The following is a 16,685-nucleotide window of genomic DNA, read 5'->3' on the forward strand; positions in this document are numbered from 1 at the left end:
GGCCTCGGTTTCCGCATTGGTGCCGCCGTCCGCCGGATCCGGCGTCAGGCCACCAGCGGGCAGGTCGGATTGCCCAAAGGGCACGGGCAGTTTTCCTCCCCGCCCTCGATCAGGCGCAGCCCGGCCTCAAATTCGCGGGCGTATCCGGCGATTTGCTCGGCCTTGTCGGTGCCGTTCACGATCCGCCGGGCGTTCACATAGTCGGTGCCGGCGCTGTTGATGTAGTCGGCGAGGTTCTTGCCGGTGAAGGTGCCGCGGATCATGCCCTCCCAGATGATCAGGGCCGAGTATTCCGGTTCGGTGGCCAGATCGGGTTTGTTCACCAGGTCGATCTCGCGGCCGTGTTCCAGCGACAGCAGGACCGACATGCGGGCGTAGTTGGCCAGCCAGGTCAGCTGCACCATGCCGCGCCCGTAATAGGCGACCGGCACGCCCCGGATCAGCCAGATCGGTCGGCCATAATCGTGCTCCGATCCCTCGCCGATCTCGTGGTCGTATTTGAACCGCGCCGTTTCGTGGTAGGCGGTCGCCATGGCATAGGCGGTGTCCTCGATGCCGCGCTCGCGGCGCAGGGCCTCGTCCAGCAGCCGGTCCAGAGGTTTGCGCTGCCAGTCCGGCAGGCTGCCGTAGAACAGCGCCCCGGCGACGTGATCATAGAACGGTTGTCGGCTCATTGCTCTTCCCTCTCCAACAGCCTGAATATCAGCGGGTCGGTGCGCTCGAACCGCACCGCGCCCGCGCAGCGGTATTGCAGCTCCATGTGCATCACGATCCTGCCCGGTTGCAGCGCGGCGGGCAGGTCAAATTCGATGATCATGCGCGACGTTTCGGTCGTCAGTTGGCGTTGCGGCGGCAGCATCGAGCCCGACAGCCGGGCGCCTGTTTCGTCCTCGAACACCGCGATACCCTGAATGTAGATGCAGGATGCGCCCGCCTCGGTCCGCCGCATGAAGAACACGCCGGTGGCCGTGTCGCCGACATAGACTGGTTCGCGGACGAAACTGCGGCCGGGCAGGATCTGCAGCACCCGATCTTCGCCCGCGATGCGCTGCACATCCGCGCGCAGCTGTTGCAGGCCGTCCTGAACCCGGGTCACGTTTTCGACCGTGGCCAGGTTGGCGAGGCCGAGCTCACGGCCGACCATCGCCCACAGGCGTGGCGAGAACCCCGACCACAACACGATGGCGATGGCCGACAGGATGGTGGACACGGCACCCCCGATCACCAGCCCGTCGCGGACCAGACCGGCCAGCCTGGTCATGGTCAATGGGGCGTCACCCATTGGATACGACCTCTCTCTGCATCTCATGTTTGCCTCGCGGGTTCATCGTTCCTGCCCCCCTCAACCCTATGGCCCCGTAGTCACCCCAGATCCTCGTGGATGTGGACTTTCAAATGTCTGTTGTTCGGGAATTTCTCGACCCCGCCATCAGAATAGGTGACCTTGATTTCGGCCAGGTAGAACCCGCGGGTGATGGTGTTTCCGGCGGTCCATTCGTAGCTGACGATACCGGCCGGCGCGTCCTCGATTACGCACGCCGCATCAACCGCAAGCACACCGTTTCGCGACATGAGCAGCTCGACTGTCGCGCCGGTCAGGTCGATGGGCTCGCCGCTGCCCGTCATCAGCCTTGCCATGAGTATGGGCCGCGTGCTGGCGCGCTTGAGCGTGAAATCAACCATACCTTACCTTCCGAAATCCGAATGTTTCGCGTTAGAACAGGATGACATCGTTCTGGTGCGGATAGAGCCACACCTGCTGCGTGGCACCGCCGATAAACTCTGCCCGCGCCGGGACCGGTGACGGGAGCGCCCCGCCGGATATGGCCGGCATTGCCGTAGCCGATCCGCCCGCCACGCGGTGAACCTGCGCAATCGCGCCGCCGCTGATGAACGGGATGGCGAGAATATCCGTGCCGCCGATCCGGTGAACCTGCCCCACGGCCCCGCCCGACACCGCTGGCCGGGCCGATACCGAACCACCCGCGACCGCGATGGTGGGGGTGAGACTGCCACCCGTAGTCACGGGCTGCGCGGAAACCGAACCGCCCGGAACGCGATGCGTCTGGCCTATCGCGCCGCCCGTGATGGCTGGCGATACGATGATTTCCCGACCGGCAACGCGGTGCGTCTGACCGACCGCCCCGCCGGATGTGGCTGGCTGCGCCGACACCTCGGCACCGGGAACGGCATTGGTTGGCGACAGCGCCCCGCCGGATATGGCTGGTGCGGCTGTGACAGCACCACCGGGAACCCTGTGCGTCTGACCAATCGCGCCGCCGGTCGCAACGGGCTGCGCGGATACCGACGCGCCGGGAACGGAGTTTGTCGCGGCCAGCGCCCCACCGGAGATAGCCGGGGCTGCGGATACCTCGCCACCAGCAACCCGATGGGTTTGGCCTATTGCCCCGCCAGAGGCAGTGGGTTGCGCCGTGACAGCGCCACCGTCAACGCGGTGCGTCTGCCCAACGTCCCCGCCAGAGACCACAGGCTGTGCGGCAGTAGCGCCACCGGCAACGCGGTGCGTCTGCCCTACACCGCCACCCGTGACTACCGGCTGCGCGGCAACAGCGGCCCCGCCGATGCTGTGAACCTGCCCGACTGCGCCGCCGGTCAGCGCCGGGCTGGCCGATGCCTCGCCCCCACCGACACGGTGCGTCTGCGCCAGTCCGCCGCCAGAGATAGCCGGGGCTGCCGAAACACCCGCGCCCGGAACACGGTGGGTCTGGCCTACGGCGCCACCGGAAATGGACGGTGCGGCAGAAACGGACGCGCCAGCCACGGTGTCGCCGCTGCTCGGAACCGATGCCCCCGGCGGCAACATGACCTCCGACAGCACAACGCCGCCGTTCTCAATCGTAAAGTCGTTGCCGTTGCCGCTGTTGTCTTTGCCCGCGTTGGTGTCGTCCTGCCCGCGCAGGGCATAGATCAGGTTTGCTTCCGGCCCAGCGTCGAAATTCTTGGCCTCGCCAATGCTGGTGTTGCAGCCAAGCTGGTTCAGGCTCCACAGCCCATCGACCAGCGCGAAGCCGTAGAGATAGGCCTCGAAACCATCGTCCGAAGGTCCGCCGGAACCGCCGGGATCGTCGCCCAGCACATAGTGGATTTCGTTGCTCTCGATGGACGACGCCACCGACGATGTGTCGCGGGTCGCGGAATCGGTCGAGTCGTCGCCCGTCCGGTAAATCTCGATGGCGGCATCCGTGGTGCCGTCGAAATTGAGCCCCATTTTGCAGGCAACAAAGCACCACTCATTGGCCGGGAGCGTGACCCCCGCGCCGTTGCTGCTGGACGAGTTGCCGTAGCGCACCCGCAGCTCGCTGCCGACAAGGAATATCTGGCAGTCGCCGTCCTGGTTGGCCCAGACTGTGCGCCACGAGTTGGACCCCGAATTGTAGATCGCGAAAAAGACGGTAAATTCCGCACCCGACCCCAGCCCCGGAACGGCAGACGCCGACCGCAGCCCGGTGTTGGCCGAGGCGGATGCGGAATAGAGACTGCGACCAGAAGCGGACATGTTACGCGCCTACAACCTCGAACTCGGCAATCAGCGCCGCCAGTTCCGTGCTGGCCCGCAGCGGCGCTGCCTTGGTTTCAGGGATCACGCTCGCGAACGTCAGATCCTTGGTCTGGACGCCGTCGAAATTGCGCACCACCAGCCCGATCACCTCCGGGCCGGTCAGGGTGGCAATCATCGCATCGAGCCGCGCGTTCCACGCCGCTGCCGCCGTTTCCAGCACGACCGCCTGCGCCTGGAACGCGGCGATCGTGGCGGGACCGTTGACGGACGCCATGTAGGCCTCGGCCGCCGGAACCGCCTTCGCCGCCTCGGTCAGCACCTGGTAGGTCTGATACTTGGACGACCGCAGCCCCTGCTGGATGGCGTGCAGGTCGCGGATGGACAGATCGCCCGTGCCATCGCGCACCCTGCGCAGCGCCTCCGCTGCAACGATCACGGCCCGCACACAGCGATCCATGACCCGCGGGAACTGGCTCAGGGTGGTCATGGCGACCCGGCGGGACCAAAGCCCAGCTCGACCACGCTCGACAGTGCCAGCGCGTTGCCGCTCGTCAGAACCTGTTGTTCCAGTTCCGCAATATCCGCGACAGCCAGCAGGCGGTTGTCGTTGGCATCGACCAGCGCCCAGAATTTCCCGGTGCCGTTCGCGGTCACGGAACCATCGGTGAACGTCGAGATGTCCACCTTCCGACCGCCACCGGTGCGAGGCGCCAGCGCGGTGAGCGCGGGTGCGGTCTTGTTGCCCAGCGTGTAGGTTGCCGTCGCCTCGGCAAATGTCGTCGGCTCAGGGTCGCAGATATGCAGGATGGGCGTGGTGGCATCCCGCAATGCCTGCAACCCATGATCATAAACGTCGTCGTGATAATAGGCCATGATTGGTCCTCATGTTGAGCGGGTCACGCCCGCAGGTGGTTGGATTTGGATTAGAGCGCGGCGATTACGGCGCGGAGCGCGGCAAGCGCGGTCAGCGTCTCACCGGGCCGGGATTGCATCACGCCGCATGGGTCGTGAAAAATGTGTCGATATCCGTGTCCGTCTTGCCCTCGGCATAGGCCAGGGCAATAACCAGCGGATCAGTTCGGCGGATCGTCTCCATCCGCAGCAACCTGACTTGCGCCGCGAATTGCTCGCTTGCCGGCATCGACGCGATCAGTGTCGTCGCGGCAGCGGGTAAGCCATTGCCTTCGGCCCATGCCAAGCCTTCCGCCGCAGTAATCCAGCCGTCAGCCACGAGACCCGTCAGCAACTGCTGCGGCGTCAGTATCATGTCGCTGCGGGCCGCATCCTGCGCGGTCAGCGTCGGCGCGATAACCTGCGCCCCCGGCGGCTCCGATGTCGCGTCTCCGGTCAGATCAAACTCTGCGTCGAGATACGGCCAGGGGGCATCCAGATACACACGCAGCGCGACCGCCTCGCCCAGATGAACTTCCTGCGCGGTGATCTCGACAGGCTCGGCATAGAGCCGGGAATCCGTTCGGGCCATGATGCCTGCCGGTGGCTGGCTTGCGAAACTCCACCCCTGCCCGGTCGCTGTGATTTCAGGCAAGGCCGGTCGGGCTGTTGCCACACCATCGGCGAAATAGGTTTCCTCGCCGTCATACTCGCCTACGACAGATACCTCGCCCGCCTGCGCCTGCGCCTCGACATCCCCGGCAAGCGCCATGCCGGTTCGCACGATGCGCCCGGTTGCGTCATAGACAGCAAAAGGCTCCATCTCCATCGCCCTCACCTCTTGAACTGGTGCGCGGACAGGAACATTTGCTTGACCCTGCCATCGGCCCCAAACGGGTTGCCCGAGCCATACAGCTTCTTCACCCGAACAATGTAATTCGTGCCGCCGGTTCCGGTGTTTGTATCCACCGTAGAAATCGCCACGCTGGTCTGCCTGCCGGTATGACCGATGGTGACGTGATACCCGCTGTCGATAACCGTGCTGTCACGCTGGAACCGGTATTCCAGAACAGTGTCCCCAAGCCCGGATGCCTGCGCCGTGAACTGCAACGCCGTGGCATATCCGGCCCTCGTCATATTGAGCAACAAACAAGTGGTCCACGCCGTGTGGCTGGTCACATCCACCGTGCTAGATGTCTTGGTATAGACCGGGACAGTGACCGCCTGCCCCGCAATATGCAGCGTATCGACGAGCGCGTTCTTGATCTGCGCGGTTTTCGTAATCAACTCGCCACTGTGCAGCTTTGCCGCATTCACGGCCCCATCAGCGATCCAGACGCCCTCGGTGACCCGACGCAGGCTCATGTCATCCAGATAAACTGTGCCAGCGTTATGGTCGCTCTGGATATGAACTGTCGCCGATACCGACCCCGCAGGGGCAACGTAGGTGTCCGCAAGGCGGGTCCACGTCCCTTTCACAAGTCCGTTCAAGGGGATGTTATGCACACCAGTCCACTGGTCCGCATCATCCTTCCAGATCAACCTGACCCGCGTATTGCTGGTCGCTCCCGAAAGGTTCTGGGTCAGCACCGCCCAAAAATCGAGATAGTATTTTTCTCCCCCCAGCGCGTCGATGGGCGGTATCAGGGTCGTCGTATCGTGACTGTTATACAGGGCCAGCGCAGCCCCTGGGCTGTGGGGGCTGCTGGTGCTGATCGCGGTACCCGCTCCCATGTTCCACGGATGGTTACCCCAGTTTCCGGTCGAGCCGGATAGGTAATTCTGGAAGTCCCCGACCGCCAGCTTCGCCCCGGTTCCCGCGCCAAAATCCAGTTGCTCTGTCTTGACCGCACCAGCGGCAATCGCCCCCGACAGGATGCTGTTGGCCTTTATGTCGCCGCCATCGACCTCGACCGTCCACGCGGCAAATATGCGCCGATACAGTTTGTTGTCGGTCGTCAGGAATACCACCCGGCCCGGATAGTTGCCGGTCGTCGGCAGGCTGTTCACTATCTCGACGCCGGTCAGCCCCTGCGCGAAACTGGTCTGGTCAACCAGGTTCTGCAGGTCTTCGTTCAGGATCGTGAAATCGGTGCCGGTCTTCAGCTTGATGTCCAGCGTGGTCACGTCCGTCCACGCCGTCCAGTCCCGCGCCCGGTTGCGCATCACCAGACGCCCCCGAACCTCGACATTCTCGTTCGGCAGGATGCCCGCCGTTATCACCCCCCACCCTTTGGTCAGGTCACTGAACATGCCCATCGAGACCAGCGTGGTGCGCCCATCCGGCCTGACTTCATATTCGATCCCGGTTGCATCGCCGGTCTTGCTGGCGGTCCAGCTGATCTTGATACCGGGGCGGCGGTTATCGCCGTTGGTGTCCTCGACCGCGACCGCCTCGACATTCCAGCCCGGAACCGTTCGTGTCGCCGGCGGGACATAGATAACGGACGGCGTTTCGACAGCCAGCTCATCGCCGGTCGTCCAATCGAAATCGGTGTCGTCGCGCTCCCGCATGGACAGGGTGCAGGTCAGTTGCAGCGGGTCGGAATGAGCCTCGCCAACCTCGAACGCCTTGCCCGTGTAACCGTTGCGCGGGCTGGTGAACGCAACCACGTCCAAAGGCTCCACGGCCAGCGCCGACGGGCCGAGCATCAGGCCATGACGCCGGAACCGGCGCTCGTCCTTGATCCATGCCCGCATCAGACGCTGAACCTGCGTCCGGCTTGCCACCGTGGGCAGATCAACCGCAGCCACCAGTTGCCGGTCGCCGTCCTCCTCCTCCCACGTCGAATTGTATCGCGGCGGCGCATCCCGTGTTTCCCACAGCGCCTGCGGGTCAGGGTGGCTGGCGTGGATCGCGTTATAGACCTCCTCGAGACCCGGATACGGGTTCAGCATCTCCGGTTGCTCGATCAGAACATCGTCATCGCTGAACGCAAAAACCGGCATCGCCGGGGGACCGACACGCACCTTGTAGACGCCGCCGATCTCGACAATATCCGCCGAACAGGATTTCAGCAGCTCCGCGATCACGTCAGCCGGGGTGTCGTCTGCGGTGTGGACCTCATAGCCCGCCCGATAGCGCAGCTCCGAGCCGCCCCCGTTCAGGTTCACGCTCTCGTCGCACTCGTTCATGGCCGCGAACCAGTTGGACAGCGGCAAATCCGCCGCCGCAACCTGCCCGCCCCAGGTCCGTCCACCCGGCAGGGCGATCCCGCGCAGAATGTTGTAGACCATCACGACGGGGTTCTCGGTGAACTCCCATGTTGACCTGTTGCTCCAGCGGTGCGACCCGCTGCCGCCTGCGGTGCTGTCCTTGCGCGGGTCATAGAGCGGGATGCCCTTGACCTCCAGCCGAACACCGGGAAGGCTGTTGAATATCTCCCTGTTGTATCTGAACGTGATGACCGCGTAGCAGATGCCCTCGCCGGTCATGTTCGCCGCCCAGGGGCGCTCCGGGTAGCTGGCATAGTTCGCCAGCAGGTAGGCATCCGCCGTGGTCTGCGATCCATCGTGCCACGTCAGATAGACGTGCGGATCGCCGTCAATCAGCCCCTCCAGGTCGTGGTCACCGCTGCTGGCCTGAAAGTCGGTGATGTAGTCCCCGGCCACGATCAGCCGTGAAAAATCGCACCCCGCCACGTCCGATACATCGACCACATAGGTCATGAACTCGTTTGGCGTGTCGCCCGTATTCGGGTGCGACATGGGCGGGCAAACCATGTTGCCGCTGGTCGCATATTTGCCGAGGATGAACGTCTCGGAATTGTCGCCGCCGGTCGTGGTGCTGTCCGTCTTGATCCCCGCCTGCCGGGGCGCGTCCGGCTTTCCCCGGATTGCCGATGCCAGCGCCGAGATCGCAAACCCCAGGACAACGCGGGTCGCAAACCCAAGGAAGGTGCCGGCCGCCAGCGCCCCGCCGATGGCCGACCCGATGGCCGAAAAGAACGCAACGACCGGTGCCGCGCTGGCCGCATCGGCAACCAGCAGGAACGCGATCAAGAACCCCAGGAACCTCATACGCGATAGGCCCTCGTCATCTGTTCGCGCGGGACGATGGCCATGCCGCCGACATGCAGGACATAGACCGCCTCGCCCTGCACGATGCCCAAAGCCGTCCCGGCCTCGGTTTCGACAGCAGCCACGTCACCAACCCGCGCGAACGATGGCTCTACCGGGTCCAGGTGCCGCGAGAATATCGCCTCGTGATCGTCGTAGCCCCGCTCTTGCGCCAGCGCCTCACCCGCCTTGATGCTGCGATATTTGCCACGCCAGCCTTTGCCGAAATCATGCCCGGTCATTTCCCTGACCGCACCCGCGACAAACAGGGCGCAGTCATGCTGGCCGGGCCGAAACGGAACCGACAGGTTCGACAGGACATAGGTTCTCAGCCGCTCCCGCCAATCGGGACGGCGCTCTGGCGCAATCGTCATTCATTTACCTGCTGTTGAACATCGGCGACTCTTCTTGCGTCACCTTCTTCGGCCCCTTCGGCTTCGGATCGGATGGCGAATCCATCCTCTGCTCGCCCCAGTAGACCGGCACCGATCCCGAAACGTCCCCGTAGCGCCGGAAGAAATCGCCGCCCCATTCCCTGAACGTCTGGTGCGATTTCCGCCCCGCCAGTTTGCGGGTCAGGATGCGCGTCTCGCTCACCATCCTGATCGTCGCCCATGCCGCGCTCGTCTCGGACCCATCCGGCCAGTCGATGCCCTCGACAAAGCCCCTGAAATCACGGATCGGGCTTCCTACCGCGGCGCGGGTTTCCGGGTTCAGGAATACCCGGTGAACCTCGACCGGCGCGAACCGGGTGTTATAGCCTTTCACCATGTCCTCGACGGCAGATGATGGCACCGCGACCGCCGCCTGTAGCGTCCGAACATCCAGTCCCGGTGATGCGATGATCGGCTCGGTCCCCTGGAACGCCCCGCGCCCGATATAGGTGCGCGGCGAACCGTCGATTGTCACCGTCCCGTCAATCGCGTCATTCCAGAACCCGATGGTTTCGGCCGCGTTGGTGTCATGGTCACGCGCCCAGAAATAGATGAGCTGCCGCACCACCACCTGCCCCGTTGCGAGGTAGTTGGTTATCGCCGTCGAGAAACTGCGCATATCATCTCAATGTCTGCTGGAACCGGAACGAGATGCCTTCGGTAATTCCGGGCCGGTGTTCCCCGAAATTGACCTCCCCCGGCACGACGACCGCTTCGCAATACGGTCTTTCCATCGTGCAATTCCCGGTCGGCGTTCCGCGCACGAAGGGCTGCACCCCAACCGCTCCGGACGATCCGCCGGATACCGTAGCATCGCTGGTGAACTGATAGAGGTTAACATGGGCAGGCGTGTCGTCATAAACCGCGATATAGTCCCCTGCCGCGATCTTGAACCCGTTCGGCAGACCGCCAACTGTCAACGAGCTGGCCGAATGGGCCGTGATGGTTTCGCTGCCCAGAACGGACGGTGTGGGGTCGTTCAGAGGGCGGCGGCAAAAGGGGTCATAGACATGGAACGCCCTGCCCGGAACCTGCAGGGCTGTCAGTATTGTGCGCAGCCTCTGCGCCTCGGCCCTATCCCTCGCAAGCAGGCTGATCGACCCGCTCCACAGCGATGCCCCAACTTCCGCCGTATTGATCTGCCCGCCGCGCGTCCGCGTCATGGAAACCGGCACCGGCAATTCAAACGTCATGCGCGTGACCTTCAGCGTGTCCATGAACGCCGAGCGCAAGATCGGGAACGAAAGAGCCATCAGGACACCTTGCGCGGATCGCGGCTTATACGCCGCACCGAATGCGGCAGGCGGTTGCGGTCATAGGACGCGATCCCCTGTTGCGTGACCCTCACGGCCACGTTCTGCGATGTGTTCTCGATCCGGGCGTTCAGGTCGTCCGACAGGGCCAGACTGACCATGACATGCCCGCCGCCCTGCGCCTGCACCCCCAGCTTGCCGTTGGCCGTGCGGGTCAGCGGCATGATTGCCTCAGGCCCCGCCTCGCCCATCAACCCGGTGCCGCCCCGCATCGGAAACAGCGTCGGGCTGTTCACGACCCCGCCACTGGCGAACGCGGTCACGCGACCGCCCTGGATCACGTTGCCGTTTGCGCTCGGAATGAGACTGCCGAACCAGTTGCCGACCGGCGCGAACGCGGCGTTCAGCGCCATTCGCGCCAGCGATTCCAGCAGGCTGGCCGCCGCATCGCGGGCGTTGTCGAAATTCACCACCATATCCGCCAGGGCATCGCTGATGGTCTTGCCCATCTGTTCGCCCAGCTTGCCGGTTTCATTGAGTTGGTCGCCCAGTTTCTGGACCGCCCGCATGTGGGTGTCCTCGGACAGATACCCGGCCTCGCGCAGCTGGTTCAGATTTTCCAGTTCAGCGGCATACTTCTCCGCTGCCGTGCGGGTCTGCTCATAAATCCGCTGCGCCTCGCGGGTTCGCGGGTCGATCTTCGAGCCTCCACCGCCACGGCGGCGGCCAGGCTTTCGGCCTGGGGGCGCTTTAGGCGTGGGAGAGGGAGGCAGAAGATTTATGTCACCCTGTTCATATAGCGGGGTGCCTGTGTTCTGGTTCGACAGGGCGGCAGCGGCTTCTCGCCCAGCCGCCATAGCTTCAGAAAATGCAGCGTATGCCGTCGCAGCCGTCTGGGCGATCCCGGCCAATACGCCGTCCAGTTGCGCCCCCTCTGCTGCCGCAGACGACAGGGCCGCAGATATACTCCGAACAGCCTCTGCTGCTTCATCCGGTCCTTTCGCCTGCTGCAACCGTTTCAGCGCATCGATGACGGCGTATGCCTGTGCCGATGTCAGCCCGAACTCGTCCTGCAAATGTCCGAGGCTCTGTGTAACAGCATCCTCCATTGTCGCGATTTCGGATGGCAGAAACTCCGCGAATCCGTCCGCGTTGGAATCTTGCGCCTGCATAAGTTCACGCCGCGCATCCGCGAAATTCTGCAGCGCTGTTTCTAACCCAGTTAGCTGTTCACCCGCCGCCAGGATGGACGCCTGGACCGCGTTCAACGCCTGCTGCTGATTCACCGCCACAAGCTCAAGGTAGAGCTGCCGCACCGCCGCGGCGTTTCGCCCGTATCGCTCCGTCAGGTCATCAATGCTCATCAAGCCAATACGCGATATGCTTTCGAGTTCGCCCATCGCCTTGTTCAGATCCGACATGGTTTCTTCGAGTGATGTCGCCTCGTCAGAAGCCGCCAGGAACGCCGCGGCGATAGGCAACCCCAACGCTGCGACCGTGCCGAGCAGCGGTGCCAGCAGGCCGATTGACCCGCCAAGTGCCCCGAACCCGCCCAGCAGTTGCGGCATCTGCTGGCCCATCGCCTTCATCGCGGACGTGCCGCCGCCGATCTGGACGGCCATGTCCCCGATCTGGTTCGCGGTGTTTTGCAGCACGAACCGACCGCGACCGGAAACATTGGCAAGGCGCTGCATCCCGGTCGCCGCCTGATTGGCGTTATCGGCGATTCTCTCACCGCCTCGCTGCCATGCCCGTTCCGACCCCTTCGCAGACCTTTCCGCCGCCCGAAGTCCGGCTTCCATCTGCCGTTCGAACTTGCGGAGGCTCGCCTCCATGCGGACGACGAGGGCATTTTCGACAGTGCTGGCCATTACTGCAGGGCCTCCGGTTCATATCGGTTCAGAATATCCATGAACTCGTCGTCAGTGATGTGTTCCGCCTGCCGCTTCGATCCCGCGTTGAAGCCGCGAACCATGTTCACGAAGTCGGGGTAGCGCATGTCCCGCAGTTCCTGCGGCGACAGATTGAACTCACGGCATATCTGGCTGACCTCGGAAAACCTGATCTTTTCAGGCTCGGCGGGTTCGTCACTCTCATTGCCCTCGACCCCGACCATGAGCGAGGCCAGTATCGCCCCCGCCAGGCTGGCGTTTTCGACATAGGGACGAGTATCGAAATGCGCCTCCAACAGGCGCTTTGCGTCGATTATGGATGCCCCGCCGCCGATCAGGGCCAGCCGGATCGTGTGGTAGATATCAGCCGCGCGATAGCTGCCCCCGGCAACACGCATGAAGATACGACCGATAGCCTCGCCGGTCGCTTCTTCAAGGTCCAGAACCAGACCAAAGTTGAGCCGGAAAAGACGCTCTTTCCCGGCCCATTCTTCGACGATTTCCGCCATTAGCTGGCGTCAGTCCATGTGCGCTGCCCGGACCCCGAAATGGTTGCGGTGAACGTGACTTTGCCGCCCGCTTCCTTGCCGAATTCCAGTTGCTGCAGATAGGCGGGCAAAATCCAGTGGCCGCCGTTGTTGGCGGCGCTCTCATCGAGAAAGATCTTGACGTTTTTCTCGGTCGCGCTGTCCGCCCACTCCCGCCATGTCGGCCACGCCTCGGTCGTGACCTTGCCGCTGATCGTCGCGCTGGTGTCCTGCGTTTCAAGATGTCGGACGATTGCCGCCGGAACATCCAGTGGGTTCGCGCAGTCCAGCGCCGCATCTTCGCCCAGGTTGTTGGTCAGGGTGACGCCGAAACTGCTGGCGCCGCAAGTGAAGGTAAAGTTCTCGGTCGGTGTTCCACCGTCCCCAAGTTGGATGACCAGCCGTGTGGTCTGATTGCCCGTCGCCATGCCTATGCTCCTTGTTCAGACGGTTTCTCGACCGCTTCGGCAACGCCTTGGGCGATCAGCTTTTCTGCGGCTTCACGCGGGATATTCACCGTGCTTTCTGCCGAGAAATGTTGTGAAATAGCCGACGACACACGATATGAAGTGTCAGCCAGTATTTTGATTTTCATGGAGTTCCCCAATGAAATTTGTGTTCCTTGCCGTTCCGGCCCTCATGGTAGCCGCCTGCGCCCCGCAGCCCCCGTCAACACCGGCAGAGTCGGAAGCCAGACGCGCCGCCGCATTCGAATACACCGCAAACAGGTGCGTTCAGCAGGCGGGCGGCTTCTCGGATTCCATAGCGATCCAAAAAGAGGCAACGGCGAGATACGCGAAAGCCAGGGCGCTGGGGGCAACCGAACAGCAAATCGCAGAACAAAGGCAAATCGTGAAAAATGCAGCAGCGGGCGCAGAATTTTGGGTCGGGAAGGATGATGCCTGCGAAGATCTTGTCGCCAACGTGGCAAGGGTTGCCTCCTAACCCTTCTTGATCGCCTGACTGATCGCCCGCGAAACCCGACCCTTCACGCGCTTCGACCGCGCCCGCCAGACCGGAAAGAAGAACGGGTGCGCGGGCATGTTGACCGTGCCGAACTCGTGGAACTTCGCGTAAAAGGCATTTCCCCCGCCCGCGTAGATCGTTATGCGCATGGTGCCGTATTCCCGCCCGCGCACCTTGCCGATTGTCATTGTCCCCGCTGGCGCGTCACCCCAGGTCCAGCCGATGGATTCAGCAACCTCGCCCGTTCGATAGGGTGCGCGAGACCACATTTCCTCGACGATATCGTTCGCCGCCTCCTCCATCGCGTAGCGCACGTTGATCCGGGCGTTCTTCGGGATCGCCTTCCAACGTCGGTTCAGCTTGTCCAGACCCTGAACCATCAGGCCTGCTCGACATCCGCCTGAACCGTAATGACACCATGCGCAGTCACGCCATCGGTATCCATGAACAGCCGCATCCCCTCGACACGGATCAGGACCAGCGCATTTACCGTCAGGGACAGGTCGGCGAGATGCAGGGCGTCCCGCACCGCGTCCATGATTTCCTTGCCGGGCCGCATTCGCCCCTGGTCCCGCGCCCACACGTCAAGCTGCACGGTTTCCGTGCGGGCGTTGACGCATTCCATATCCTCCGGGTCGCTGTCGCTCGGACCGAACGTGATGCACGGGAACGCGGATGTTTCGGGACGACCATCATAGATGCGATCGCCAATCAGAGCGGCAACACCAGCGTCCGCGACCAGCGTGTCATAGATCGCCTTCTGTAGCTCCGCCGACACGCTCATACTGCCACACCACGTTCCACGACCACATAGATGAACAATCGGTCGGAAATGTTGTCCACCTCGCGCACCTGGTATTCCTCACCGCGCCTCACGTCTCGCATGCGGCAACCCGTCGTCACCTGCCGCGCATCCGCGCACTGGCGGATCCTCACCTTGTAGATCGACCGACCCTGCAGCCGCGCGGCATCGACGGCCTCGGACCCGCGTGAATACAGGAACTCGGCGCGGCAGGCGTGGATTTCTCCCCAGCCGCTTTCGGAACCGCCATATCCGTCCGGATTTCGGGTCGGAAGATCGAAGGCCACCGCCTCGATCAGGCTAACTGATTTCATGCCAGCGTGACCCTATGTGCCGCGATCAGGCTGGCACATGACATTGGGACGCTCTCCATGGACGCCTCGGTGACCGCGGAACGTGTCCCGTACCAATGCGCGGCAAGTTGCATGATGGCCAGCTTCAAGGCCTGCGGCACCGCCGCTGCGGCGCCATAGCCGCAGGTCGCAACCACGCTGACGGGCAATGCTGTGTCATCGGCCAGCGCCGGGGCTGAGAACGCCGCCTTCCATAGAACCATGGCACCGCCATATCCGGGAACGAGCTCGTATTCATTGCCCGGCAGAACCTGCGTGTCTCCGCTCTCATCGACATAGCTGATCTCAACGGCGGTCGCATCGTGAAACGGGACCACCAACCCACGATCCCAAGCGGGAAAGTCCACGCGCCAGTCCTGAGAAACCAAGCACCGGCCCAGGATGCCCGTGTATCCATCCAGATACCCTGTCGCGGCCTCGATATAGGTCATGACCAGAAAGTCGTCATCCGAGAAGTCGAGCACACCTTGTGCCTTGCAGTCGCCAATCGAAACCGGGCTCTCCGCCGGCGGCGACACTCGTACGGCGCGCATTCCCTCAACCCGCCCTCTTGTTGCGGGGTGCTGCCCTGACCGCCTTGTTCTTCGGCTTCGGCTCCATCTTCATCAGCACGCCCCGTTCGACCAGGTGCCGGACCTCGGTCTCCGACGCGACGCGTTCGTCACCCTCGTCATACATCCGGTCACCGATATGACGGCGCATCACCTTGAACCTGATCATCATGATCTCCATTCGCACCGAGAGGGCGAACACTCGCCCTCTCGATTTTCTGCTCTCGATCAGACGACGAAGCCGAGATCGCCGTAGATGAACGCCTCGGGCCGATAGACCGCCAGCGCCAGCCGTTCTTCAGCCAGGATCGTCACGAGGTTCTTGGTGAAGTCGTCATTCTCATAACCGACCTCGACCCGCGACTGCCACCGGTCAAAGACCTGCGCACCCAGCTTGAACGCCCCGGTCAGGAACTTGTCCTGGGCAATCGCCTGGGTTTCCACCACCGGCAGCCCCCACAGCGTCGGTGACGCCATACCCTGCGGTTGCCCGATCAGGTAACGGGTGTCGCCGTCCTTGGTCAGTTCGACCCGCGCCCAGTCGATCGGGTTCATGACATGGCCGGTGGCCGGATACTCCGCCAGCGTTGCCTGCAGCATCGCCAGGCGCATCGTGTCGATCGCCGTCCCCGAAGTCGGGGTGAACGCCTCCGAATATGCCGTGGCGTTGGTGATCAGACCCGACAGGTTCTGTCCGGTGCCGTCACCATTCAGCAACTGCTGTTCCTCGGCATAGGCCAGCCCGTAGATCAGACGCTGATCGATCATGCTGCGCAGCTGCGAAACGTCATCGAGCGCCTGCCGCGACACCTTGGTCCAGTGTGCGATGACCTTCGCGGTAGTGGTCACCAGGTCCAGCTTGATGTCGGTTTCCGGTTTCTTGGCACCCTCGGCCACCGGTGCCGCGTTGTTGTTGAACCCGGTTTCCTTGACATACTCGAGCGTATTGCCGTCCATCCGGCCCTGCGTCAGCAGATCGCGCACCGTCATGCGGCGCTGTGGCATCGACTGAATGCCCGGCAGCCGCGTCGGAGCGACACCATCGCCCACCGCCCCGTCGGTGTCGGTCGTCACCGTGGTCAACGTCGCCTTGACCTGCATGTCCACCTTGCCCTTGGTGGGTTGCTCACCCAGCCAGGCCTTGACACTCTCGCTCTCGGTGAACTGCTCGCCCAGCGACTTCGCACCGCCGTCACCCGCACCGGGTTCACGCGACAGCCGCTGCTCGATGTTGGCCACCTGTTCGGTGAGCTCGTTCATCTTGATCAGCGCCTCGTCGGCCTTGCCCTTGAGATCGGCGGAAAGGGTCTCGTTCGAAGACGCCTTTCCCAGCGCCTCCTCGGCGATCTCTTTCACCTTGTCGATCGTTTCCTTGTGCGCAGCCTTGATTTCCTCGGCCAGCTGCTCGGCCGTTTTCGTCTCCGACATCGGAGCCTC

At 63.3% G+C, this 16,685-nt stretch carries 22 protein-coding genes; 1 reads left to right on the top strand and 21 read right to left on the bottom strand.

The annotated features are described in order from the left end of the window. Window positions 1–44: 44 nt before the first annotated feature. The 15 genes from C6Y53_RS01990 to C6Y53_RS02060 all read right to left on the bottom strand — a co-directional run bounded on the left by C6Y53_RS01990 (window position 45) and on the right by C6Y53_RS02060 (window position 13,171). The gene (locus C6Y53_RS01990; RefSeq protein ID WP_211299438.1) at window positions 45–674 is read right to left on the bottom strand and encodes a lysozyme family protein; all 630 of its coding nucleotides are present in this window, start codon (window positions 672–674) and stop codon (window positions 45–47) included. Continuing rightward, window positions 671–1,282: a hypothetical protein gene (locus C6Y53_RS01995; protein ID WP_149615435.1), complete on the bottom strand. Its 612-nt coding sequence runs from the start codon at window positions 1,280–1,282 to the stop codon at window positions 671–673. The genes C6Y53_RS01990 and C6Y53_RS01995 overlap by 4 nt, the downstream gene beginning before the upstream one ends. Before the next feature lie 80 nt (window positions 1,283–1,362). Further along, window positions 1,363–1,683, bottom strand: coding sequence for a hypothetical protein (locus C6Y53_RS02000; protein WP_106470902.1), 321 nt, complete (start codon window positions 1,681–1,683; stop codon window positions 1,363–1,365). Window positions 1,684–1,714: 31 nt separating this feature from the next. Next, window positions 1,715–3,310, bottom strand: coding sequence for a hypothetical protein (locus C6Y53_RS02005; RefSeq protein WP_149615436.1), 1,596 nt, complete (start codon window positions 3,308–3,310; stop codon window positions 1,715–1,717). A 208-nt stretch (window positions 3,311–3,518) separates the two neighbouring features. Then, window positions 3,519–4,007, bottom strand: coding sequence for a hypothetical protein (locus C6Y53_RS02010; RefSeq protein ID WP_106470904.1), 489 nt, complete (start codon window positions 4,005–4,007; stop codon window positions 3,519–3,521). Further along, on the bottom strand, window positions 4,004–4,393 hold the full coding sequence (locus tag C6Y53_RS02015; protein WP_106470905.1) for a hypothetical protein: 390 nt from the start codon (window positions 4,391–4,393) through the stop codon (window positions 4,004–4,006). Before C6Y53_RS02015 ends, C6Y53_RS02010 begins: the two co-directional genes overlap by 4 nt. 118 nt (window positions 4,394–4,511) lie before the next feature. Next, window positions 4,512–5,183 (bottom strand): hypothetical protein, encoded by a 672-nt coding sequence (locus C6Y53_RS02020; RefSeq protein WP_149615437.1) that lies wholly within the window; start codon window positions 5,181–5,183, stop codon window positions 4,512–4,514. 62 nt (window positions 5,184–5,245) lie between these two features. Continuing rightward, complete coding sequence (locus tag C6Y53_RS02025) at window positions 5,246–8,080, bottom strand: phage tail protein (protein WP_211299439.1); 2,835 nt, start codon at window positions 8,078–8,080, stop codon at window positions 5,246–5,248. A 347-nt stretch (window positions 8,081–8,427) separates the two neighbouring features. Then, on the bottom strand, window positions 8,428–8,844 hold the full coding sequence (locus C6Y53_RS02030; protein ID WP_106470908.1) for a DUF6950 family protein: 417 nt from the start codon (window positions 8,842–8,844) through the stop codon (window positions 8,428–8,430). A gap of 4 nt (window positions 8,845–8,848) precedes the next feature. Continuing rightward, window positions 8,849–9,523, bottom strand: a complete 675-nt coding sequence (locus C6Y53_RS02035) for a hypothetical protein (RefSeq protein ID WP_106470909.1) — start codon at window positions 9,521–9,523, stop codon at window positions 8,849–8,851. A gap of 1 nt (window position 9,524) precedes the next feature. Continuing rightward, window positions 9,525–10,121, bottom strand: a complete 597-nt coding sequence (locus C6Y53_RS02040; RefSeq protein ID WP_149615438.1) for a hypothetical protein — start codon at window positions 10,119–10,121, stop codon at window positions 9,525–9,527. Window positions 10,122–10,156: 35 nt separating this feature from the next. Beyond that, window positions 10,157–12,028 carry a phage tail tape measure protein gene (locus C6Y53_RS21380; protein WP_211299440.1) on the bottom strand — a complete coding sequence of 624 codons (1,872 nt, stop codon included), beginning with the start codon at window positions 12,026–12,028 and terminating at the stop codon, window positions 10,157–10,159. Next, on the bottom strand, window positions 12,028–12,558 hold the full coding sequence (locus C6Y53_RS02050) for a gene transfer agent family protein (protein WP_106470911.1): 531 nt from the start codon (window positions 12,556–12,558) through the stop codon (window positions 12,028–12,030). The genes C6Y53_RS21380 and C6Y53_RS02050 overlap by 1 nt, the downstream gene beginning before the upstream one ends. Continuing rightward, window positions 12,558–13,004, bottom strand: a complete 447-nt coding sequence (locus C6Y53_RS02055) for a hypothetical protein (protein ID WP_106470912.1) — start codon at window positions 13,002–13,004, stop codon at window positions 12,558–12,560. The genes C6Y53_RS02050 and C6Y53_RS02055 overlap by 1 nt, the downstream gene beginning before the upstream one ends. 2 nt (window positions 13,005–13,006) lie before the next feature. Next, the gene (locus tag C6Y53_RS02060) at window positions 13,007–13,171 is read right to left on the bottom strand and encodes a M55 family metallopeptidase (protein WP_149615439.1); all 165 of its coding nucleotides are present in this window, start codon (window positions 13,169–13,171) and stop codon (window positions 13,007–13,009) included. Window positions 13,172–13,182: 11 nt separating this feature from the next. Between C6Y53_RS02060 and C6Y53_RS02065 the strand changes: the two genes are divergently transcribed. Then, window positions 13,183–13,521 carry a hypothetical protein gene (locus tag C6Y53_RS02065; RefSeq protein WP_106470913.1) on the top strand — a complete coding sequence of 113 codons (339 nt, stop codon included), beginning with the start codon at window positions 13,183–13,185 and terminating at the stop codon, window positions 13,519–13,521. On the opposite strand, the gene C6Y53_RS02070 is transcribed toward C6Y53_RS02065, so the two are convergent. The 6 genes from C6Y53_RS02070 to C6Y53_RS02095 are packed head-to-tail and all read right to left on the bottom strand — an operon-like array spanning window position 13,518 to window position 16,676. Then, entirely contained in the window at window positions 13,518–13,922 is a 405-nt protein-coding gene (locus C6Y53_RS02070) for an HK97-gp10 family putative phage morphogenesis protein (protein ID WP_106470914.1), read from the bottom strand. The two genes, C6Y53_RS02065 and C6Y53_RS02070, sit on opposite strands and share 4 nt — an antisense overlap. Next, window positions 13,922–14,326, bottom strand: a complete 405-nt coding sequence (locus C6Y53_RS02075; protein WP_106470915.1) for a DUF3168 domain-containing protein — start codon at window positions 14,324–14,326, stop codon at window positions 13,922–13,924. The genes C6Y53_RS02070 and C6Y53_RS02075 overlap by 1 nt, the downstream gene beginning before the upstream one ends. Next, the gene (locus C6Y53_RS02080) at window positions 14,323–14,658 is read right to left on the bottom strand and encodes a phage head completion protein (protein WP_106470916.1); all 336 of its coding nucleotides are present in this window, start codon (window positions 14,656–14,658) and stop codon (window positions 14,323–14,325) included. The genes C6Y53_RS02075 and C6Y53_RS02080 overlap by 4 nt, the downstream gene beginning before the upstream one ends. Continuing rightward, window positions 14,655–15,230: a head-tail connector protein gene (locus tag C6Y53_RS02085; RefSeq protein WP_106470917.1), complete on the bottom strand. Its 576-nt coding sequence runs from the start codon at window positions 15,228–15,230 to the stop codon at window positions 14,655–14,657. The genes C6Y53_RS02080 and C6Y53_RS02085 overlap by 4 nt, the downstream gene beginning before the upstream one ends. Window positions 15,231–15,234: 4 nt before the next feature. Then, window positions 15,235–15,417 (bottom strand): hypothetical protein, encoded by a 183-nt coding sequence (locus tag C6Y53_RS02090; protein WP_106473909.1) that lies wholly within the window; start codon window positions 15,415–15,417, stop codon window positions 15,235–15,237. A 59-nt stretch (window positions 15,418–15,476) separates the two neighbouring features. Continuing rightward, window positions 15,477–16,676, bottom strand: coding sequence for a phage major capsid protein (locus C6Y53_RS02095; protein ID WP_106470918.1), 1,200 nt, complete (start codon window positions 16,674–16,676; stop codon window positions 15,477–15,479). Between the last annotated feature and the right edge of the window lie 9 nt (window positions 16,677–16,685).

This window comes from Pukyongiella litopenaei (assembly GCF_003008555.2).
Taxonomy (GTDB): Bacteria; Pseudomonadota; Alphaproteobacteria; order Rhodobacterales; family Rhodobacteraceae; genus Pukyongiella; species Pukyongiella litopenaei.